Source organism: Psychrobacter sp. LV10R520-6 (assembly GCF_900182925.1).
In the GTDB taxonomy this organism is placed as follows: domain Bacteria; phylum Pseudomonadota; class Gammaproteobacteria; order Pseudomonadales; family Moraxellaceae; genus Psychrobacter.
Genome location: NZ_LT900024.1, coordinates 971,823 through 990,668 on the forward strand (window position 1 = coordinate 971,823; position 18,846 = coordinate 990,668).

Below are 18,846 nucleotides of genomic sequence, written 5' to 3' on the forward strand. Positions count from 1 at the left end.
CTATAAATCAGTGGCACTAACACGTTAATTTCAATAAATCATAACGAACAAAGTAACGTGATGGTAAGAAAGTAACATAAATATGAAAATAATAAGGATAAGTGTTACTAACAAACGTGTTGTGGCTTATTGAAGGCGATAGTTTAGCCTGCTTGTTCAAAATTTGATAGTATCGATAAAATGTTTTTAGTGATAGTGACACGCAATGATAAATGTAAAAAACTTTGTCCTTAGGCATAGTCGTAACTCTGTTTATAAGACTGACAGTAATCCGCCAGAACCAGCATCGGTATCACCTTTGAACCCCCCTATTTCTGCTGCCATGAAGCTTGTCATTACATTACTTGTTTTTGCGAGTAGTGCCAGTAGCGTCAGCGTTCATGCGGCTATCATAAGTGACAATAGCGAGCGCCGTATCGAAGTGCGTCATGGCAGTAGCAGCAGTAATAACAGTGGCAGCAGTAATGCTCATATCACGCCTTCAACTGCTTCAGCAAATCATAGCGCTGGCGTTACTATTCTAAATGGCGATAGTATGCAAGGACTAATCCAACAAAAACAGCGTGAGTTTAAGTTCGACGCCAAGCTATCGATAGAAGAAAGTCAGCGCGTTAATACTAATAGGCGCACGCCAAGTTATAACAGCACTTACAGCACTAGCAACAATACCTACAACCATTCTGCCAGCATCGACTTCAATACATGGCTTAATAGCAATAGCTACCGCAGCCAACAAGTCGCCAGTTATCAACGTTATCTCAGCTCACAGGTGGGCGCTCAAAATGTGCCGCCACTCTCTCAGCTGCTCACTACTGCCCGTAGCTGGGACAAATGCGGCTATGAGCCTTATCAGTTGCCACCGCAAGAGCTGTGGTCAAATGTCGTGTCTACATTACGGCTATACAGTGAGTTAAAAAACCAAGGGATCCTACCAGCAAGTAGCGAGATTCGTTCAGTATATCGCAGTCCGGGACTCAATGACTGTGCGGGCGGGGCCAATGAGAGTAAACACATGACCGCAGGCGCTATAGATATCTGGGTGCCCGAATACGAAGCTAACTTATGGCAACTCAGTAATATGCAAGATAGTCTCTGTCAGTTTTGGCAATACCAAGGCGAGTCTCACAACTTTGGGCTTGGGCTCTATTCAACCGGTGCGATTCACTTAGATACAGACGGTTATCGCAAATGGGGTTTTAATCACACCAGTAGCAGCTCTGCTTGTCACTACTAACCCACACTAATATCCATGAAAATAAATCAAGAAATCCTATTAAAATAAGTCATAAAATTGACCTAAGAGTACTAAAAAGAGGTTTGGTAGGCGGATCAAAGAAGTACGGTTTACGATAAGGGATAGTCGCAAATAAGGATGAATAGACTTATAGCAACCTGCTAATGGTATAAATTTTTCTAGCGTGCTGTTCGCAAGCGTGACAGAGGCTGCAAAAAATTCATCCCAGTAGCACTGTACCGTTTCCAAATTGGATTAAATCTATCTTAGAGAATAGCCGCCTATCTATGCAAGCTGCTACTTATATGACTACTGTCTTTATATGATTACTGCTTTTTTAAAAGATTATTTATTAGCTCTCTTTTCCCAAGGATCATCTTGTCCAACCGTCACAATCAAAAACTTATCTGGCTCAAGGGTATCGCGCATGGTCTGGTTTACTTCTGATAACTGTACTTGGTCAATACGGCTGACATAATCGATCAAATAACTATCTGGCAATTGATAAAAATTCATCATTCCCAATAAACCATTAATCCCGGCATTACTCGCAAAACTCATCGGAAAGCTATTTTTTAGATTGTCTGTCGTTAGGCGCATCTCAGTGCTAGTGATGCCATTATCCAAAGTGTCATTAATCACCTCCAAACTCGCGTCAATCGCCGCCCGTGCTTTATCATTTCGTGTTGAAAAGCCAATTTGGTAAGGGCCGCGAGCCAGCATTGGACTCATGGAGCCTGAAATACCGTAGGTATAACCCAGATTTTGGCGAATTTCGGTCATTAGGCGGGCGTTAAAATCACCACCTGCCAATACATCATTACCAACGGCAAAGTTAGTTTGTTGTTGCTGCGCCTTAGGGTCAGTGGCACGCTTGCTACCCAATTGTCCCATCAATACTGTGGTTTGAGAACTGGGAAACGGAATATGGATATGCTGTGATTTATCGAGTGGCTTAGGCTCGGGCAAAACAGCTGCCGCCTTTCCCATAGACAAATTAACAGTAATATCTTCAGCAAGTTTTTTAGCTTGAATTAAAGTTAAATTGCCAGTCATTGCAAGAGAGGCGTTAGCAGCCACTAAATAGCGATTTTGAAAATCAATTAGATCTTTTCGTTCAATACTGGGCACACTTTCAAGCGTACCGGAAGAAGGGTGAGCGTAGGGGTGTTTGCCATATAATGCTTGGTTAAAGGCAAGGCTAGCGAGGCTGCCGGGGTCCTGTTTTTGCTGCTGCAATCCAACCAACAAACGCGCTTTATTACGCGCGAGAATTTGCTGATCAAAGGTCGGCTTAGTCAGCATTTGAGTCATCAAGTCAATAGCCGGCAGTAGATGTTCATCATCGGATAGGCTGCGTAGTGAAACGATAAACATATCTTTATAAGCGCTGCTGTTTAGATTGATACCCAAAGTCTCAACTGCGCGAGTAAATTCATTTTCGTTTAAGCTTTGTGACCCTTGAGTGAGCATGGTAGCAGTCATATTGGCAATACCAAAGCCTTCTGAGCGTATATTACCATCACGGGCGCTACCGGCATTGAAGCGTAAATCTATATCGACAATAGGTAATGCTGCCGCGCGTACAAAAGACACTGGAACGCCCGCTGTGGTTTCAAAATGGTCAACATTCGGCACGGTCACTTGTAAGGGTTTAACGGTATCAAGGCTACTCAGTTTCGACAACGCTGTAATGGGTGCATTGGCATCGACGGCAGCTGTGGGCGCACGATTATCTGTCATAGCCGTATCTGCGTAAGCGGGAACAGTCAACGTTGCCAACCCTATAGCTATACCCATACTCATATAGGACAGCTGCTTAGGTTTAGAAACTGTTGACCGTGTTGAGTTTGGTATGTGGGCTAGAGCTGTTTTCTTTGTCGTGAATTTAGAAGTCTTATGAATCATAACTGTCTTCTTATTAAAAAAGCGACTGGGCGCTAAATAGGTAACTAGTAATCAAGTATGAAGTGTAAAAAAGCAGGTGATTCTCTTAGTTATTCGACTCTACTTTGTCAGTTTTTATCTTGTCAGTTACTGTTTCATCTTTAGGCGGTACAATATGCATAACGGTCAGATTTTCTTTTACTAGATATTTTTTGCTAGCGGCTTTGATATCAGCAATTGTTACCTTATCAAGCTTAGCAGGTAAAGAGGCAAGGAGTCGGTCATCAAGCCCGATAGATTGCAGTGAACCAATCATCTGTGCTTGCCCTTCCATACTGTCTTGAGCATAAATAAGTCCGGTGACAGTATTGGTCTTCGCGCGGCTGATTTCATCGGCTTGAATAGGGTCGGTGGCAAGCTTATTAATTTCAGTCATGATAGCCTGCTGCGCTTGTTCTAAGCTCACGCCTTCACGTGGGGTCGCTTGAATCAAAAACAGTCCATCACCACGATCCAGTAAGTCATAGGAGGTGCCAACGGTAGCCAATAGCCCTTGCTCACGTATTAATCTACTCTCTAGGCGTGCAGACAGACCACCATCTAACACGTCTTGCGCAAGCGATAAGGCGTAGGCTTGTTTTTCATCCTTTGCGCCAGCGGTCAGTAAACTGGGCACGTTATAACCCATCAATAAGACCGGAACTTTTACCGCTTGCTCAGAGCTGACTTGCTTATAACCGCGGAATCCTTGTTGGCTAACAGCTGGACGCTTAGGAAGTTTACTGGTAGGTAAGTCGCCAAAGTAGCGTTTGACTCGCGTTAAAACCTCTTGTGGCTCAACATCACCCACAATGACCAAAGTCGCATTGTTAGGGGCATACCAGGTCTTATACCAGTCTTTTAATTCTGCCAGTTTAATTGATTCAAGCTCTACCATTGGTCCGATAACGGACTCGCCTTTGGGGCTGTTGGGTAAGGCTAGCAGGCGAAAAGATTCATAAGCCTTAGCAAGCGGATTATCATCGGTACGTTGGCGACGCTCTTCCATAACGACTTGATGCTCTTTCGCAAACTTTTTCGCATCAAAGAGTAAATTGGTCATACGGTCCGCTTCTAGCTCTAGTGCTAATGGCAGACGATTGGCCGGAAAGAGCTCGTAATAGCCGGTATAATCATAACTGGTAAAGGCATTATTTATCCCGCCAAATTTGGCAATCAAGCGCTCATAGTCATCGCTTGATACGTCAGCCGTCCCTTTAAACATCATATGTTCAAGTAAGTGCGAGAGTCCGCCTTTATCTAGGGGCTCATCCGCCGAACCTACTCGATACCAAATCTGAGTCATCACGACGGGTGCGCGATGGTCTTCCTTCACGATAATTTTGAGACCATTCTCCAACTGATATTCATGCCGCCCTGACATATCTATAGCTAAGGCTGAGTTATTGGTCGAATTTGATGCTGGCGTGACTGGTGTCAAATCAGATTGTGCTGTTTGTTTAAGGGTATTGGTTTGACAGGCCGTGAGGGTAGCGGTTGATGCTAAAGATAAAGCCAAAGTGCAAACGATGTGCAGGGTTCTAGATGATGACATGGTAGGTTCTACTTATAATAATGACGACCGAATAATGATGACTGAACACAGTAACTTTAAAATACAGCAACTTTAAAATATAGCAACAAGCTGTACTATAAAGAATTCTTTATATCAGAAATCAAAATGGCCGTTGGTTCAAGTGCTTGAAGGGTGCTACAACCTACCACCGAAAAAGATAAAGCAGCAATAATAAGTGCAAAGGTTGTTTTAGTAGCTTTTCTATTTTTGACATCGTTCAATTGATATTTGCTCTTCAATAAACGTCTGCGTTTTGATAAGCGTGAATGTATTGAAGATGACATGATAAGGTCTACCTATATAAAACGATGATCGAATGTACTCATGCTAAATCTTACAATAACTAAGTCTGGCAATAACTTGCAATAAGAAGTATCACAAAGACTTATGAGCACCGACAATGACACTAGCAGTTGGTTTAAACTCATGAGTGGTACTACAGCCTGTAGCCGATAGGGTCACTGTAGCTACTAAAAGAATCAGGCTTATGCTGACAAGTTTTTTGTTATAGATAGATATTGATAACATAAACAGTTCCTAATAAAAAAGTACTAAATAATGTCTGGGTAAGAGTAGGTGAATTTTAGAGTAATAAAGCTCAGATTTTTGTGTCCAAACCTTAAGCTAAGCTATCTTAGTAAGTTTGTATCGTATGGCAATACTCTATCATTGTGTTGAATGAGCTTAGTCTGAATTATGCTAAACTATGACAAAAATCATCTCTCATTCGGATGGTGTGTATCTGAATAAATAAAAAATGACTTTATAGTAAACAGATTACTGACGTTGATAACTTTTAGGGCAAGCTTATGAATAATCCAAACAATAACAATCGCGTGGTCATTAACCTTGATGGCAGTCTTGATGATTTAGATGACGATGATATTACCTTACCCAGCATGCCAGCGCAATCTGTGCCCATTATTGACGAGCCTGATTCTCAATCTGAACCTGAAACGTTGAGCGATAAAAGTGCTGAAGAAAAGCAACAAAACAACCATGCCGTAAATACAGAAGTATCAAGCGCGAGTGCGGCAGAAAATATAGCCTTGGGTGCGCCGATTGTATCACCTGAAGTCAAAAATGAGACCGAAAGCACACCGCCTAGCGACAGTCCAGCGTCGAGCCAGCCAAAAAATGAGACCACGAAACCAGCTATACCAATAATGCCTCTACAAGCGCAATTAGGCGATAGTGCAAATGTGAGTTCTAAAAGTAGCAGCGCCGAGCCATCTAAAGTAGAGCCAGAACAACAAGTTGAACCGCAAGATAATCAACAAGAAAATGAGCCACAAGGCCGCCAAAAAGGCAGCTGGTTTAACCGTATGAAGTCAGGTTTGACCAAGTCACGTAAGAATTTGGCTGAAGGTATGGTGAGTATCCTTATCGGCGGTAAAGAAATTGACGATGAGCTGTTAGAAGAGGTCGAAGATCAGTTATTGGTTGCTGATATTGGCGTAAATGCGACCAATCGTATTATCAAAAGTTTGACTGAACAGACCACGCGTGGCGATTTAATCTATGCGCATTCTTTATATAAAGCATTACAAACGGAACTGGTCGATATCCTAACGCCGAAAGTCGCACCACTTGTCATTGATACTAGCAAAAAACCTTTCGTCATTTTAGTAGTTGGGGTTAATGGCGTAGGGAAAACCACGACTATCGGTAAGCTTGCTAAGCGCTTACAAGGTGAGGGTAAATCTGTGATGCTGGCCGCCGGTGATACTTTCCGCGCTGCTGCTACTGAGCAGTTACAAATTTGGGGTGATCGTAATGATATCCCGGTTGTCGCGCAAGGTCACGGCTCCGATAGTGCCTCAGTTATTTTTGATGCCATGCAATCTGCCAAAGCTAAAAATATTGATGTGCTGATAGCGGATACTGCGGGTCGCTTGCAAAATAAAACCCACCTGATGGCCGAGCTTGAAAAAGTGGTACGCGTAATGCGTAAGTCTGATCCTACTGCGCCGCACGAAGGCATGATTATACTTGATGCGGGTACGGGACAAAATGCGATTAATCAAGTTGAGCTGTTTAATAAAGTAGTGCCGTTAACGGGTATTACTATTACTAAACTAGATGGGACTGCTAAAGGCGGTGTGGTATTCAATATTGCCGAAACCACCGATGTTCCTATTCGTTATATTGGGGTTGGGGAGTCCATTGATGACTTGCGGGCCTTTAGTCCGAAGCAGTTTGTTGCAGCCTTGTTTGAAACTGACGAGAAAGAGTAAGGTGGCTAGATCTCTCATATTGATGTGAATAACCAAAAGATGACACCGTTACAAGTAGTGTCATTTTCATCTTCTGGGCTAAGTTTATAAGTCTAGTTTTTAAAATAGCGCTAATTTTGAGACAACTATGATAGTAACTACAACAAGTTTTGGACAATATGAGTTAGCTTTAATTGCAGGTGCTAATGAAAATGAGAGCTCTAAAATTGTTGTCGTTGATTGGCTGAAAGAAAGCCAGTCATGGCTTAATTCTAAATCATTTCCTAAGCTTAAAAAGCATTATAAACTTGATGATAGTGACTTTGAGTTTATAGATAAAAATAGCCTAAGCATCGATGATGCAACACAAGCTCTATTACTTGCTGCTATTGGACAAATCAATGAATACCTTAATGGCGAACGCAAAGACTTTGATTTACCTTTAGATTTATCATCAGGTACCGATTTTCAGCAAAGAGTATGGAGAGAACTGCAAACAATACCTCATGGTGAAGCTATCAGCTATGCCACGTTAGCACAGCTTGTTAATAATCCTAAAAGCTATCGTGCCGTTGCTAATGCTAACGGGAAAAACCCATTTAGCATTATTGTTCCTTGTCATCGAGTGATCAGTAGTGATGGTAAGCTTGGTGGTTATACTGGCGGATTGGATAAAAAAGAATACTTGTTGGCGCTAGAAGGCGTTAAATGTAAAGGTTAGCTTTAATGATGAACTACCGACCACCTATAGAGGTGGCGGTTTCTTAGGTAATACCCATACTTGATACGATATTCTGTATCAGCGGTTAGGCAAATTCACTAAGCTAACCCTGTCGCACCGACAGTTTTATTCTTTAGACAGCGTAATCCTTGATTTAGGATGTTGATACTGGCGTTGATATCCCTATCATTACTCTGTAAGCAATTTGGGCACTGCCAAGACCTCACAGATAATGGTAATTCAGCCTTAGCAAGTACATGATCACAGCCTGAGCAGGTTTTAGACGATGGATACCATCGGTCTATTTTGACAAGCTCTTTACCATACCATTCTGATTTATAAGCAAGCATGGCGGTAAAAGTAGACCATGAGCTGTCCGATATGGCTTTGGCCAGCTTTCTATTCTTAACCATGCCCTTGATGTTCAAATCTTCAATTGCAATAACATCGTGGTTTTTGATGAGATTGAATGAGAGTTTATGCAGGAAATCTTTGCGTGCATTGGTTATTTTTTCATACACTTTGGCAACTTTTAGGCGCTGCTTTTGGTAATTACGACTTTCTGACAGCTTACGCTGTTGAGTTTTAGCAACTAGTCTGCGCTTGGCTAATATCTTCTGAGATTTGGCCATTTTAATTTCAAGTTTTGATAAAAACTTAGGATTAGCAACTTTTAACCCGTCTGATAAAGTAATAAAGTCTGTTAATCCTAAATCAATACCGATATTGGAGTGGGTTTTAGGTAGATCATCAACCATTGTTTCAACCAGTAGGCTGACATGGTATTTGCCCGATGGGCTTTTGCTGATGGTAGCGCTTTTAATTAAGCCATTGATAGAGCGGTGTATCTTCGCCTTGATGTGACCGATTTTAGGCAGTTTAACGCTGCTTTGTGTGACTGAAACTGTACCCTTTTGATTATTGGTAGTGTAGCTGTCTTTGATGCCTTTTTTCTTGAATTTAGGAAAGCCTGAACCTTGTTTGAAGAATTTACTATAAGCACTGCGTAGGTTTTGCTGGACGTTGGCTAACGCCAAACTATCCACTTCTTTTAACCATTCAAACTCAGTCTTGTATTGAGCTGGAGTATTTTTTAGTTCGGTTTTGGTTTCTCGGTAATGTTCAATCTTATCATTCAGCATCTTGTTCCAAATAAAGCGGGTGCAACCAAACGACTTAGCAAAGAATATTTGCTGATCCTCTGTCGGGTACAGTCTGATTTTATAGGCTTTAAGGATTTGTTTGCTCATATAGAAGTTGCTTGTAATTAGCGGTATAATTATTAATTATTATAACACATACGCCAAATAGTAACCCAAAAATACGCATTCATCCCACTACTTTAGAAGTAGGGGAGTTCTGCACTGAGGTGTTAAAATTAACCATTTAAAAAGTTTATTACATAAAGAAGGTGCAAAAAAGGCCAAACGTTTAGAAGCGTTTGGCCTCCTTTCTACATAAACTATCTATTAATAGATAGCTTGTTAATAACCATTATTCCTCAAGCTGTGCTATCACCTCGTCTGAGAAATTTACATTGGTGTAAACTTCTTGTACATCATCGATGTCCTCTAACATATCAATCATTTTCATTACTTGTTGCGCATCATCAATGTTACCAATCTCCGCACTAGTCGCTGGTGACATAGTGACCTCAGCGTTGTCAGAGACCAAGCCTGCCGCATTTAAGGCGTCTTTCACTTGACCAAAGCTATCTACTTCGGTAATAACTAACAGTGTTTCACCATCGTTTTCGATATCTAGTGCGCCGGCATCTAATGCTGCGAGCATTACTTCATCCTCTAAACTGACATCATTAAAGCTAATCTCACCGCGCTTATTAAATAGATAAGCGACAGAGCCTGAAGTGCCTAAGTTACCATCGTGTTTGGTAAAAGCATGACGCACTTCACTGACGGTTCGGTTGAGGTTGTCAGTCATGGTTTCGACTAATACGGCTACGCCGCCGATACCATAACCTTCATAGCTGACTTCTTCCATATTGTCGTTATCACCGCCGCCCGTACCACGAGCAACCGCACGATTGATCGTATCCCTAGTCATATTGGCTGATAAGGCCTTTTCAATGACGGCTCGTAAGCGTGGATTTTTATCAGGGTCGGGGTCACCTTGCTTGGCAGCGGAGACAATTTCGCGGATAATTTTGGTAAATACTTTACCTTTTACCGCATCCTGACGCGCTTTACGGTGTTTGATATTTGCCCATTTTGAATGACCTGCCATATTACATCCTTAAATTTTTGCTTGTTATTTAGTGAGCTGATAAGAGGGCTGCTAATAACAACCGCTGATTTGTGCTCACATAATTTTTTATTGTACAATGGCCAAGCTGATTTGTGGTAATAAGCTTACTTGTGCGTTAATGATTTGTATGTTGTTAAGAGCGTTTTTTTGCTACACTGTGACAAATGTTATAGGGCTATAATAACCATCAGTTGTCGATATTATAAACCACTTATAAGCATTTTGACTCGCCACACTTTTCATACCGATTTAAACCATTCGATTTTATAAACCCATTACTGCTATGACGCTACCTATTCTATGAAGCAACCAACCGCTGAAGCCATTACTCGCCTACGTAAGCGCATTCATATTGTTATTGAGGGAACAGATACCCGTTTGGGTAAGCTGTTCGATATTGTATTATTGATTGCGATTTTGGCCAGTGTGGCCGTAGTGATGCTTGATAGTGTGCTATATATGCGCTTGCAGTATGGCACGATATTTTATTATGCCGAATGGTTTTTTACTATTTTATTTACTATTGAATATGCTTTAAGGCTATTTTCAGCGCCTAACCGCTTCCGTTATGTCTTTAGTTTTTTTGGGGTAGTGGATCTATTATCTGTGCTACCGAGTTACTTAAGCCTAATGTTCGTGGGCGTACAGTATCTACTAGTAATACGTATCTTGCGTATCTTGCGTATTTTCCGAGTGCTCAAGCTGAAAGCTTATATGCAGCAGGCGGGCTTTTTAGCATCGGCACTCAAGACCAGTCAACAAAAAATCACCGTATTTTTCTTATCACTAGTATTGTTAGTAACTATTTTCGGCTCGGTTATTTATGTGGTTGAAGGGCCAGAAAATGGTTTTACCAGTATTCCACTTTCTATTTATTGGGCAGTGGTGACTATGACCACAGTCGGCTATGGCGATATGTCACCAAAAACGCCACTGGGACAAGCCATTGCGACTATGGTTATGATTACCGGTTATTCCATTATTGCCGTACCGACGGGGATTTTTACCTCCGAGCTGGCACGTAATATGCGTCCACAGCTCAATCCAGTAACTTGTCCGAACTGCGGTAAATTTGGTCATGCCTTAGGGGCCGTGTTTTGTGATCGTTGTGGATATGCATTACATGTCTAATATGGTAGACATGCTCTACATGTGCAAGATGTAGTCTGCCTATCATAAAACGACTACATCATGCCTCGCTAGTCATACCTACTTTGATAAATAGAATCTAGCTTGCTTGCACTCGTGTCATCATAAATTGACCATACTAAAGATGAAAATTAACGTGCAGGTGTTTCTATCGTTGATGTTTTTATATATTCATCAACCAGCGGCGACAAATCGATTTTCACGCCTAGATTAACTAAGTTCCAATACTGTCCGGATACCGTGCGATCTAGCATCATAGTAATAGCTGATGGTTGAAACTGACCAAAATACTTTAAAGATGTTCGCATTTGGGTGATGGCTTCGTGATGTACTTGGCTGGTAGCAAAATCAAAATCGCCGTCTTGATAGGGCATGATGGACAAAGGTTTGAGACCAATCGATAGCCATTTTTGATAAAAATCACCGGGAATTTCTGTATTTTCATCTCGGCGTACTTCAAGAGCGACTAAGTCTTGCTCAAGCGCTGTCACATCACCTTTTATTGCATGTTGAGCAAAACGGCGAAATAATTGAACTTCACTATCACTATAGCTGCGAACACCACCAAAATCATAGGCTATGACACTGCCATCGATGCGAAAAGCAAAGTTGCCTGGGTGTGGATCGCAGTGCATCCGATATAAGCCAAAAAGTTGTCCGGCGCTAAAATGAAACAAACGTTCTGCGATTTTCTTTTTAATAGCGTTATCCCAAGTTGCGGCTACTGTCAGCGTTTCGCCCATTTCTTCGGTTAAGGTTAAGACCCGTTTAGAGGAGTGGCTACTGATGACCTTTGGAATAATAAGGCCTGTATCATCGGCGTGAAAAGCGCCAAACACTCTTAGATTATGCGCCTCTTTCGTATAGTCCAGCTCGTCATGTAAGCTTTGGCGAATCTCGTTAAACAGCTGATTTTGTAGCTCGCGGCTCATGTTAAGAACACCAGCAATTTTGAGTGCCATGCGCACCTGTTTAAGGTCACTATCACAGTTTTCATCAACATCGGGATACTGCACTTTGACGACTACTTTTTCACCAGAGGGTAGAATAGCCTTATGGACTTGTCCGATAGAGGCGGCGGCAAATGGTGTTTCTTCAAATTCAGTAAACAGCTGGTCAACAGGAGCTTTGAGCTCACGCTCTATTTGCGCACGTATCTGCGAATAAGGCATTGGCGGCGCATCTTTTTGTAGCTTCTCTAAGGCGGTTGCGACTTCAGGTGGAAACACATCTTTATATTGTGATGCAATTTGGCCCACTTTCATCACCGCACCTTTCATCTCCCCAAGTGTTTCGGCTATCTGAATACCCACATCTTGCATTAACTCTGAGCGCGCTTGCAGGCGTTTTTCTTCGTCACTAGAGAGGTGCTTTAATGAGTTTTTTGCCGCCTTGCCCGCAATACTTGCAGTCATGCCAGCAAGTTTCATAAAGCGTTTTCCGGACGATTTTGCCATTCATATCACCATTATTAAATTATTCATTAAGTCATATTTTTGATTATTAAGCTGTTTTGTTGCTATGACTGTTTGTTTATAAGCGCTACTTTATTACCAATATAAGCGCTAAATATAAAATCTATGTTTTCATTAAGTCTTGTTTTAATCAAGCTGTCACTACTTAACCAGTTCGCTTTAGTTACTGTACCAAACGATGCAAATATTAGTGCAGAAAAATCAATCATCTAAATTTATAAGATAGGTATTGACCAGCCAATAATCTAACGCCATCTGATAGCCCAAATGCCCCAAACCACAGACAACACCGACTGCTACATCACTTAAATAAGAATGTTGCCGGAAGGATTCCCGCGTATGGACGTTGGATAGATGCACTTCGATAAATGGCTTTTGGGTCGCCAATAAGGCATCACGTAGAGCAACCGACGTATGAGTGAAAGCCGCAGGATTAATAATAACCGCGTCTACTTGCGCCGTAGTTTCTGCTAGCAACCCGTAGTGCTGAATGTCATCAACAAGCCTGCCTTCATGGTTTGATTGAATACAAACCAGCTCAACACCGTGTTGAGCGGCGCGATTAATCAAGCGCGTCTCGATATCAGCAAGGGTAGTATGACCATAAATTTCAGGCTCACGCTTGCCTAGTAAATTAAGATTTACCCCATTAACAAGTAATAGTTTATAGGTAAGGGCTTGGGTTACCTTAGGATTAGAGAGGTTTGCTGGCATCGTTGACTGAGGGGAGGTACTCATAATGGTCTCTACAAACTTGAAGTGGTATTGGTACTCATCAATTATTAATGCATAAAAGATGCTTATATTAGAAAGGATAAGCTTAACAAGTTTAACCCTAGCTCTTTATCATAACAGCTTGCTAGCTAGGTTATAAAAAAATTACATCAAAAACTGACTTAGACCTCAAAAATCGTGTTAAAAGTCTTTATGTTACTAAAAACCCGTGCTATGATATTTTATAAGCAATAATTATTGCAATTTTGTTACTGATTTCATAATTTTAGTACCCGTTTATATGCAATGTTGCAAAGGAATTTGGGGCTAAGCGAACTTTTTAGGAAGTAATGTTATGTCAGATCGTGAGCAAGGTATCGTTAAGTGGTTTAACGACTCAAAAGGCTTTGGTTTCATTCAACGTGATAGCGGAGAAGACATTTTCGTTCATTTTCGCGCGATCCAAGGTGATGGTTATCGTTCTCTAAAAGATGGCGAAAAAGTCGAATTCAGTGTGGTAGAAGGCGATAAAGGCCTCCAAGCGGAAGAAGTGAGAAAAGTAGAAGAGTGATCAAGACTGACATTAGCGCAGTTTATCTATAATGTCAGCGCAAACTACTGATATACTACTAAGTCAAGCCTGTCTTATCTTACCGATGTTGAGTTTATCGCAGCGTATTCGGTAAGGGATAGATGTTAGGCTTGGCTTTTTTATGCTTTTTAGTTTGGCATGGCTATAGTTATTGATATTTAGATACAGTCTACGCTAAGGCTTACCGTGAGCCTATCATTGGTTAATATATAAGCGGTTAATATAAAAGGATAATTTTTTGAGTAATTTCACGACATTTACTGATTTGCCACTTTCAGCGCCCACTCTACGTGCGGTGAGTGATTTAGGCTTTACCGAGCTAACTCCCATTCAAGCGCAGATATTACCGCATACCTTGGCACATCAAGATGCTATCGGTCAGGCGCAAACGGGTACCGGAAAAACGGCGACCTTTTTGCTCACCATTATGGAAGCTTTGCTCAACCGTCCTTTTGCTAGTAATGAAGAGCGCTATTTAGGTGAACCGCGCGCAGTTATCATGGCGCCAACACGCGAACTTGCTCAGCAAATATTCGATGATTGTATTATGCTGACCAAATATACTTCGCTACATAGCGTCTGTATCATGGGCGGAACCAACTACGAAACCCAGCAGCATGAGCTTGAGCGTCAATATGTCGATATTTTGGTTGCAACGCCTGGTCGTCTGATTGATTTGATGAATAAAGGCATGGTTCATCTTGATCGTGTGGAAGTACTGGTATTAGATGAAGCCGATCGCATGCTAGACATGGGTTTTATTCCTGATATTAAGCGCTTAGTTGGCCGGATGCCACCCAATACCGATCGTCAAAGTTTGTTGTTTTCTGCCACATTTAACCAAGATGTGATGAACTTGGCTTATCGCTGGCTGCATGAGCCGCAGTTTGTTGAAATTGAGCCGGAGCATAAAACCAGCGAGCTGGTTGATCAGCACTTTTATTTACTCACAGAAGATCAGAAGTTAGAAGCGTTACAGCGTATTCTTACCGATACGGCAGTGGAAAAAGTGATTGTCTTTGCCAACCGTAAAGATCAGGTAAAGCGTCTCTATCATAAGCTACGCCAAGCACACAAAATTGTCATGCTATCCGGTGATGTGATTCAGCAAAAACGTGAAAAATACTTACAACGTTTTAAAGATGGTCATGCCTCTATTTTGGTAGCAACGGATGTGGCAGGGCGCGGAATACATGTTGATGATATCAGTCATGTGGTCAATTATACTTTGCCCGATCAGCCGGATGATTATGTTCATCGCATTGGCCGTACAGGGCGCGCTGGACAAACAGGAATCAGTATTAGCTTCGTCAGTGAGGACGATGCTTTTAATATACCAGCATTAGAGAAGCATTTAGATACTAAGTTTACCCTTGAGCAGTGGCAACAGTAACTGTTGTAAAGTACTAGCTGTAAAGCACCATTATAAACCAAGCATCATGTTTAAAATAAAACCCTTAACGTCACGATTGGCGTTAAGGTTTTTTTTATGGAGGTTGCTAATGAGATATTTTCACGCTGAATTGTGACATATTTTTATCATATCACTGAGTATTTTTTATCGCAGCGGAATGATTATTGTCCATGTTATATTCACTTGGCATATCACTTGGCATGGTACTCATGTCGTGCCTACTAAGATCTGTAGTGTTATCGGTATTGGGCATCATATCATGATTCATTTGACTCATATCGGCTGCAGTTGCTTCAGACAGTTCCGGCTTAGACATCATAGAAGAATTACTGCCGTGATCCATCTGTGCATCGCTACCGCCATGACCACTGTGCATGTTAGCCATTACCATAGGTATAAAAACAACTGCTAAGCCAGATAACACCATAATAGCGCCATTTAGCTGTCTTAGGCGAAAACGTCCAATCTTATCGCGTAACCAGCCAACGGTTTCGTGCGTGGCAACCAACATTGGCACTGTGCCTAAGCCAAAGACGAACATCAATGCTGCACCGCTCAACGGATTGTGGGCGACTATTGCGATAAGTAGGGCACCGTAGACCAAGCCACAAGGCAAGAAGCCCCAAAGTAGACCAGCAGTTAGTGCACGTGGGAAAGTGGTTAGTGGGAATACTTTTTGACGAAGTGGGCTAAGGTACTGCCAAAAGCGCATACCAAAACGCTCAAGCTTGGTCAAAAATGGTGCGCCAAGCATGGTTACGCCAACAAAAACCAGTACTAAGCCCAGTAAAATACGTGGCGTACTGTTACCCTTCATTAATGGCTCTAACACAGTGGTGCCAATAAGTCCTGCGACTAAGCCTAAGAGTGCGTAACTGGTTAGACGTCCCAGATGATAGGTGGCAACTAGAGCACGGCGCTTAGCGGGACTGACATCTTTCATAGATAGTCCAAATGCCGTCACAAGACCACCACACATACCTAAGCAGTGCGGTGATCCAAAAAACCCCATCAATAATGCTGCGACTAATAAAGCGGTGGTCATAATGAGCGTCTCATAGAATAAGTAGCGGGCCGAAAACGGGTTTATCTTATCGTTAGTAACTTAGTAATAGTGACCGATAATGCAGTTGATGACAGATAGGAAGTATTGGTCAAAGCTATATTAAATATTTGGGTTGTCGTCACTGTCAGTATTATGATTAGTACTACGGTTAGTAATAAGAGTCGCATCCACTTCTGCACTATTCACTTGCTGGTTATTGGAGTCGTCACTGTTAAATTCATGCTTAGTGTTCTCAGCAGATGCTTTAGCATTATCATGAGCTTGAATGGTTTGCCTGCGTTCTTGACGATCCTCTAAAATAATGAGCTGCGAGGCATTGTCTAGATCTTCAAACTGGTTGGATTTTACCGCATAGCGTACCGCCCAGATGGCAACCACAAACAGCATCAAACTCAATGGAATTAATAAAAATATGCTGAGCATTATAGACCTCTTGGTTGGCGGTTCCACTCTATTATACGCTGATTGCTGATAGATTAAATGACTGGTATGGGAGAAAGCGTAGGCACAATTTGACAAGTTATAGAAGCGCTTAAAGCATAAATTTCAATCAAAGGTACTAATCGAAGGTTTTGGCCGCTTTGCCCCTTGGAGTCAGTAACTGCTGGGAGGTCATGTCTTCGGCGCGGCGACAGTCTAACTGCGGGCGTAAAACATCACGAAGGTAAGCGGCAATTTCGTAAACGGCACGCCTTGAATGGCTTAAGTTTTGTGCCGGCTCCCTCCAATCACGTTCGACCGGCAAGGGTGCATTAATTGGGGTACTGTTGATACCGTTTAAAGCAAATTGTCTCCGCGCACGAGCCATATGATAGCTATCGGTAATAAGATAGACGTGATGTAGAGGAATGCGTTTGGCGGTAAAGCGTGCATTTTCGCAGGTATTCATACTGGCATTTTCACTTATTAAGCCATCAATACCATGTTCGATGAGCCACTGCCTGAGCCAAGGCGCTTCAGCACCACTTAGCACGATAGGTAGTGGTAGATCGTGATACGCTGTGGCCGCAGTACGAACGCGATTGAGGCTATAGCGATTGAGGATAATTTGATTGTTGTTGTCATTGGTCAAGCCGCCACCGAGAACCACATATGCAGTTGGTGGTGAGCTCATCGCGGCAGCTGGCATAGTGGGTAGAGGCAAGTGTTGCAATACATAGATAACAGTGTGTGAGAACAGGGGCGTAAATAAACTGATAAGCACTATAATAACGGTCGTTGAACCGAGCACAAAAGTAATGCTAATAATACGAAACAGTTTGACCATGCGTTCAGCTGATCGCAGGTAATGTCGCCATAGGCGTTTAGACAAGGACTGTTTAGACCACATGCTCGCCATTTCCGATTGAGCCATCAGCATTTACCCAAACCGGCTCACGAGATAAATGAATCGCAAACTTCTCATAAACACAATCCGCAATGTATTGCTGAGCTTGTGCTACGTCGTCTTGGGTGGCTTGATAAGGGGTGTGGTTGGTGAGCACTAACGCTTGCTGTTGATGAGTGACAATCGGTGCAATACCGCCACCTTTTAAGCCAGCTTGCTCAATCAACCAGCCTGCGGCGACCTTGACCATTGACTGAGGCATCGAGTAGCCAACGATATCAGGGTAAGTTTCTTGTAGCGCCGTAAACTTAGCATTACTGATGATAGGGTTTTGAAAAAAACTACCACAATTGGGTAGTTGCTTAGGGTCAGGTAGTTTTTGTGTGCGAATATCGATAATTGCTTGCATCACATCAGCCGGAGTGGGGAGCGTACGATTTTGTTGTTTGGCATAACTTTGCGCTACCAATTGCACATCGCCATAGCTGGCTAAAATACGTGTGGGATCAAGATGCAAACGAAAACCCACACGACTGATTAGCCAGGTATTTGGCGAGCGTTTAAAGAGACTATCACGATAACCAAACTCGCAGTCAGTAACCGATAAATGCTGCCAAGTTCTGCTGGGTAAATGATAGGCACGCACATATTGCAAGCTATCTTCTAACTGGACGCCATAAGCGCCGATATTTTGTACAGGTGCTGCACCAGTCAGACCAGGTATTAGGGCGAGGTTTTCAAGTCCATACCAGCCTTGAGCGACCGTATAGATGACCAAATCGTGCCAGTTTTCACCCGCCATGACTTCAATATCGACGTACGTTTGGGTCTGATTGATGACGACAATACCGCGCATTAGTGGTCGTAAGACGATGGCGTGCAATTGCGCTGGCAATAACACGTTACTACCGCCAGACAGTACCAATAACGGTATATTGTATTCATTGCTTCCTGCATAATTTGCCATAAAGCGATCAAGCTGGTCCTCATCCGTTAACGTCACCACGGAATCAGCAACACATGCCAACGCCATAGTATTGGCATGTGACAAATCATACGACCTTTCAGAAAACTTTTTGTGTGAGAAGTCATGAGATAGGTCAGGCGATAAATCACGTTGGATGCTAAGATCAGGGCGCAAAGCTGAAGTCATAAGGTAGCCTGTTTGGCG

General features: G+C 42.3%; 18 protein-coding genes. 6 read left to right on the forward strand and 12 right to left on the reverse strand.

The window, feature by feature from the left end:
* Window positions 1-205: 205 nt before the first annotated feature.
* The gene (locus U1P77_RS03990) at window positions 206-1,234 is read left to right on the forward strand and encodes a D-Ala-D-Ala carboxypeptidase family metallohydrolase (protein WP_321156093.1); all 1,029 of its coding nucleotides are present in this window, start codon (window positions 206-208) and stop codon (window positions 1,232-1,234) included.
* Between the two features lie 345 nt (window positions 1,235-1,579).
* On the opposite strand, the gene U1P77_RS03995 is transcribed toward U1P77_RS03990, so the two are convergent.
* The 4 genes from U1P77_RS03995 to U1P77_RS04010 all read right to left on the reverse strand — a co-directional run bounded on the left by U1P77_RS03995 (window position 1,580) and on the right by U1P77_RS04010 (window position 5,264).
* Complete coding sequence (locus U1P77_RS03995; protein ID WP_321156094.1) at window positions 1,580-3,040, reverse strand: M16 family metallopeptidase; 1,461 nt, start codon at window positions 3,038-3,040, stop codon at window positions 1,580-1,582.
* A gap of 187 nt (window positions 3,041-3,227) precedes the next feature.
* Window positions 3,228-4,715 carry a M16 family metallopeptidase gene (locus U1P77_RS04000; RefSeq protein WP_321156095.1) on the reverse strand — a complete coding sequence of 496 codons (1,488 nt, stop codon included), beginning with the start codon at window positions 4,713-4,715 and terminating at the stop codon, window positions 3,228-3,230.
* 95 nt (window positions 4,716-4,810) lie between these two features.
* Complete coding sequence (locus tag U1P77_RS04005; RefSeq protein ID WP_321156096.1) at window positions 4,811-5,020, reverse strand: hypothetical protein; 210 nt, start codon at window positions 5,018-5,020, stop codon at window positions 4,811-4,813.
* A 91-nt stretch (window positions 5,021-5,111) separates the two neighbouring features.
* Window positions 5,112-5,264, reverse strand: a complete 153-nt coding sequence (locus U1P77_RS04010; protein WP_321156097.1) for a hypothetical protein — start codon at window positions 5,262-5,264, stop codon at window positions 5,112-5,114.
* 797 nt (window positions 5,265-6,061) lie between these two features.
* On the opposite strand from U1P77_RS04010, the gene ftsY reads away from it, so the two are divergent.
* On the forward strand, window positions 6,062-6,973 hold the full coding sequence (gene ftsY / locus U1P77_RS04015; protein ID WP_320157739.1) for a signal recognition particle-docking protein FtsY: 912 nt from the start codon (window positions 6,062-6,064) through the stop codon (window positions 6,971-6,973).
* 127 nt (window positions 6,974-7,100) lie between these two features.
* On the forward strand, window positions 7,101-7,673 hold the full coding sequence (locus tag U1P77_RS04020) for a methylated-DNA--[protein]-cysteine S-methyltransferase (protein ID WP_321156098.1): 573 nt from the start codon (window positions 7,101-7,103) through the stop codon (window positions 7,671-7,673).
* Window positions 7,674-7,771: 98 nt separating this feature from the next.
* Here U1P77_RS04020 and tnpB read toward each other — a convergent pair whose 3' ends face one another.
* Window positions 7,772-8,923: an IS200/IS605 family element RNA-guided endonuclease TnpB gene (gene tnpB / locus U1P77_RS04025; RefSeq protein ID WP_321156099.1), complete on the reverse strand. Its 1,152-nt coding sequence runs from the start codon at window positions 8,921-8,923 to the stop codon at window positions 7,772-7,774.
* A gap of 244 nt (window positions 8,924-9,167) precedes the next feature.
* On the reverse strand, window positions 9,168-9,917 hold the full coding sequence (locus U1P77_RS04030) for a YebC/PmpR family DNA-binding transcriptional regulator (RefSeq protein WP_321156100.1): 750 nt from the start codon (window positions 9,915-9,917) through the stop codon (window positions 9,168-9,170).
* A gap of 321 nt (window positions 9,918-10,238) precedes the next feature.
* Between U1P77_RS04030 and U1P77_RS04035 the strand changes: the two genes are divergently transcribed.
* Window positions 10,239-11,069, forward strand: a complete 831-nt coding sequence (locus U1P77_RS04035; protein WP_321156101.1) for an ion transporter — start codon at window positions 10,239-10,241, stop codon at window positions 11,067-11,069.
* Between the two features lie 149 nt (window positions 11,070-11,218).
* Here U1P77_RS04035 and U1P77_RS04040 read toward each other — a convergent pair whose 3' ends face one another.
* The gene (locus U1P77_RS04040; RefSeq protein ID WP_321156102.1) at window positions 11,219-12,544 is read right to left on the reverse strand and encodes an ABC1 kinase family protein; all 1,326 of its coding nucleotides are present in this window, start codon (window positions 12,542-12,544) and stop codon (window positions 11,219-11,221) included.
* 219 nt (window positions 12,545-12,763) lie between these two features.
* Window positions 12,764-13,300, reverse strand: a complete 537-nt coding sequence (aroQ, locus tag U1P77_RS04045; RefSeq protein WP_321156103.1) for a type II 3-dehydroquinate dehydratase — start codon at window positions 13,298-13,300, stop codon at window positions 12,764-12,766.
* Window positions 13,301-13,631: 331 nt separating this feature from the next.
* Between aroQ and U1P77_RS04050 the strand changes: the two genes are divergently transcribed.
* Window positions 13,632-13,847: a cold-shock protein gene (locus tag U1P77_RS04050; protein WP_321156104.1), complete on the forward strand. Its 216-nt coding sequence runs from the start codon at window positions 13,632-13,634 to the stop codon at window positions 13,845-13,847.
* Window positions 13,848-14,106: 259 nt separating this feature from the next.
* A complete protein-coding gene (locus tag U1P77_RS04055; protein ID WP_321156105.1) occupies window positions 14,107-15,261 on the forward strand; it encodes a DEAD/DEAH box helicase in 1,155 nt (384 codons plus the stop codon).
* Between the two features lie 151 nt (window positions 15,262-15,412).
* Here U1P77_RS04055 and U1P77_RS04060 read toward each other — a convergent pair whose 3' ends face one another.
* From U1P77_RS04060 to murB, 4 genes are all read right to left on the reverse strand, one after another.
* Entirely contained in the window at window positions 15,413-16,327 is a 915-nt protein-coding gene (locus U1P77_RS04060; RefSeq protein ID WP_321156106.1) for a sulfite exporter TauE/SafE family protein, read from the reverse strand.
* 120 nt (window positions 16,328-16,447) lie between these two features.
* Window positions 16,448-16,771 carry a cbb3-type cytochrome oxidase assembly protein CcoS gene (gene ccoS / locus U1P77_RS04065; protein ID WP_321156107.1) on the reverse strand — a complete coding sequence of 108 codons (324 nt, stop codon included), beginning with the start codon at window positions 16,769-16,771 and terminating at the stop codon, window positions 16,448-16,450.
* A gap of 136 nt (window positions 16,772-16,907) precedes the next feature.
* Window positions 16,908-17,678 carry a YdcF family protein gene (locus U1P77_RS04070; protein WP_321156108.1) on the reverse strand — a complete coding sequence of 257 codons (771 nt, stop codon included), beginning with the start codon at window positions 17,676-17,678 and terminating at the stop codon, window positions 16,908-16,910.
* On the reverse strand, window positions 17,668-18,828 hold the full coding sequence (murB, locus tag U1P77_RS04075; protein WP_414479043.1) for a UDP-N-acetylmuramate dehydrogenase: 1,161 nt from the start codon (window positions 18,826-18,828) through the stop codon (window positions 17,668-17,670). Before murB ends, U1P77_RS04070 begins: the two co-directional genes overlap by 11 nt.
* Window positions 18,829-18,846 lie beyond the last annotated feature (18 nt).

Bases quoted from the DNA above. Each gene is read 5' to 3' on its own strand.
- aroQ (WP_321156103.1), bottom strand. From the start codon at position 13,300: ATGAGTACCTCCCCTCAGTCAACGATGCCAGCAAACCTCTCTAATCCT.
- U1P77_RS04030 (WP_321156100.1), bottom strand. From the start codon at position 9,917: ATGGCAGGTCATTCAAAATGGGCAAATATCAAACACCGTAAAGCGCGT.
- U1P77_RS04000 (WP_321156095.1), bottom strand. From the start codon at position 4,715: ATGTCATCATCTAGAACCCTGCACATCGTTTGCACTTTGGCTTTATCT.
- U1P77_RS04050 (WP_321156104.1), top strand. From the start codon at position 13,632: ATGTCAGATCGTGAGCAAGGTATCGTTAAGTGGTTTAACGACTCAAAA.
- U1P77_RS04020 (WP_321156098.1), top strand. From the start codon at position 7,101: ATGATAGTAACTACAACAAGTTTTGGACAATATGAGTTAGCTTTAATT.
- U1P77_RS04040 (WP_321156102.1), bottom strand. From the start codon at position 12,544: ATGGCAAAATCGTCCGGAAAACGCTTTATGAAACTTGCTGGCATGACT.
- U1P77_RS03995 (WP_321156094.1), bottom strand. From the start codon at position 3,040: ATGAGTATGGGTATAGCTATAGGGTTGGCAACGTTGACTGTTCCCGCT.
- U1P77_RS04005 (WP_321156096.1), bottom strand. From the start codon at position 5,020: ATGTCATCTTCAATACATTCACGCTTATCAAAACGCAGACGTTTATTG.
- ccoS (WP_321156107.1), bottom strand. From the start codon at position 16,771: ATGCTCAGCATATTTTTATTAATTCCATTGAGTTTGATGCTGTTTGTG.
- U1P77_RS04070 (WP_321156108.1), bottom strand. From the start codon at position 17,678: ATGTGGTCTAAACAGTCCTTGTCTAAACGCCTATGGCGACATTACCTG.
- ftsY (WP_320157739.1), top strand. From the start codon at position 6,062: ATGAAGTCAGGTTTGACCAAGTCACGTAAGAATTTGGCTGAAGGTATG.
- U1P77_RS04060 (WP_321156106.1), bottom strand. From the start codon at position 16,327: ATGACCACCGCTTTATTAGTCGCAGCATTATTGATGGGGTTTTTTGGA.
- U1P77_RS04010 (WP_321156097.1), bottom strand. From the start codon at position 5,264: ATGTTATCAATATCTATCTATAACAAAAAACTTGTCAGCATAAGCCTG.
- U1P77_RS04035 (WP_321156101.1), top strand. From the start codon at position 10,239: ATGAAGCAACCAACCGCTGAAGCCATTACTCGCCTACGTAAGCGCATT.
- murB (WP_414479043.1), bottom strand. From the start codon at position 18,828: ATGACTTCAGCTTTGCGCCCTGATCTTAGCATCCAACGTGATTTATCG.
- tnpB (WP_321156099.1), bottom strand. From the start codon at position 8,923: ATGAGCAAACAAATCCTTAAAGCCTATAAAATCAGACTGTACCCGACA.
- U1P77_RS03990 (WP_321156093.1), top strand. From the start codon at position 206: ATGATAAATGTAAAAAACTTTGTCCTTAGGCATAGTCGTAACTCTGTT.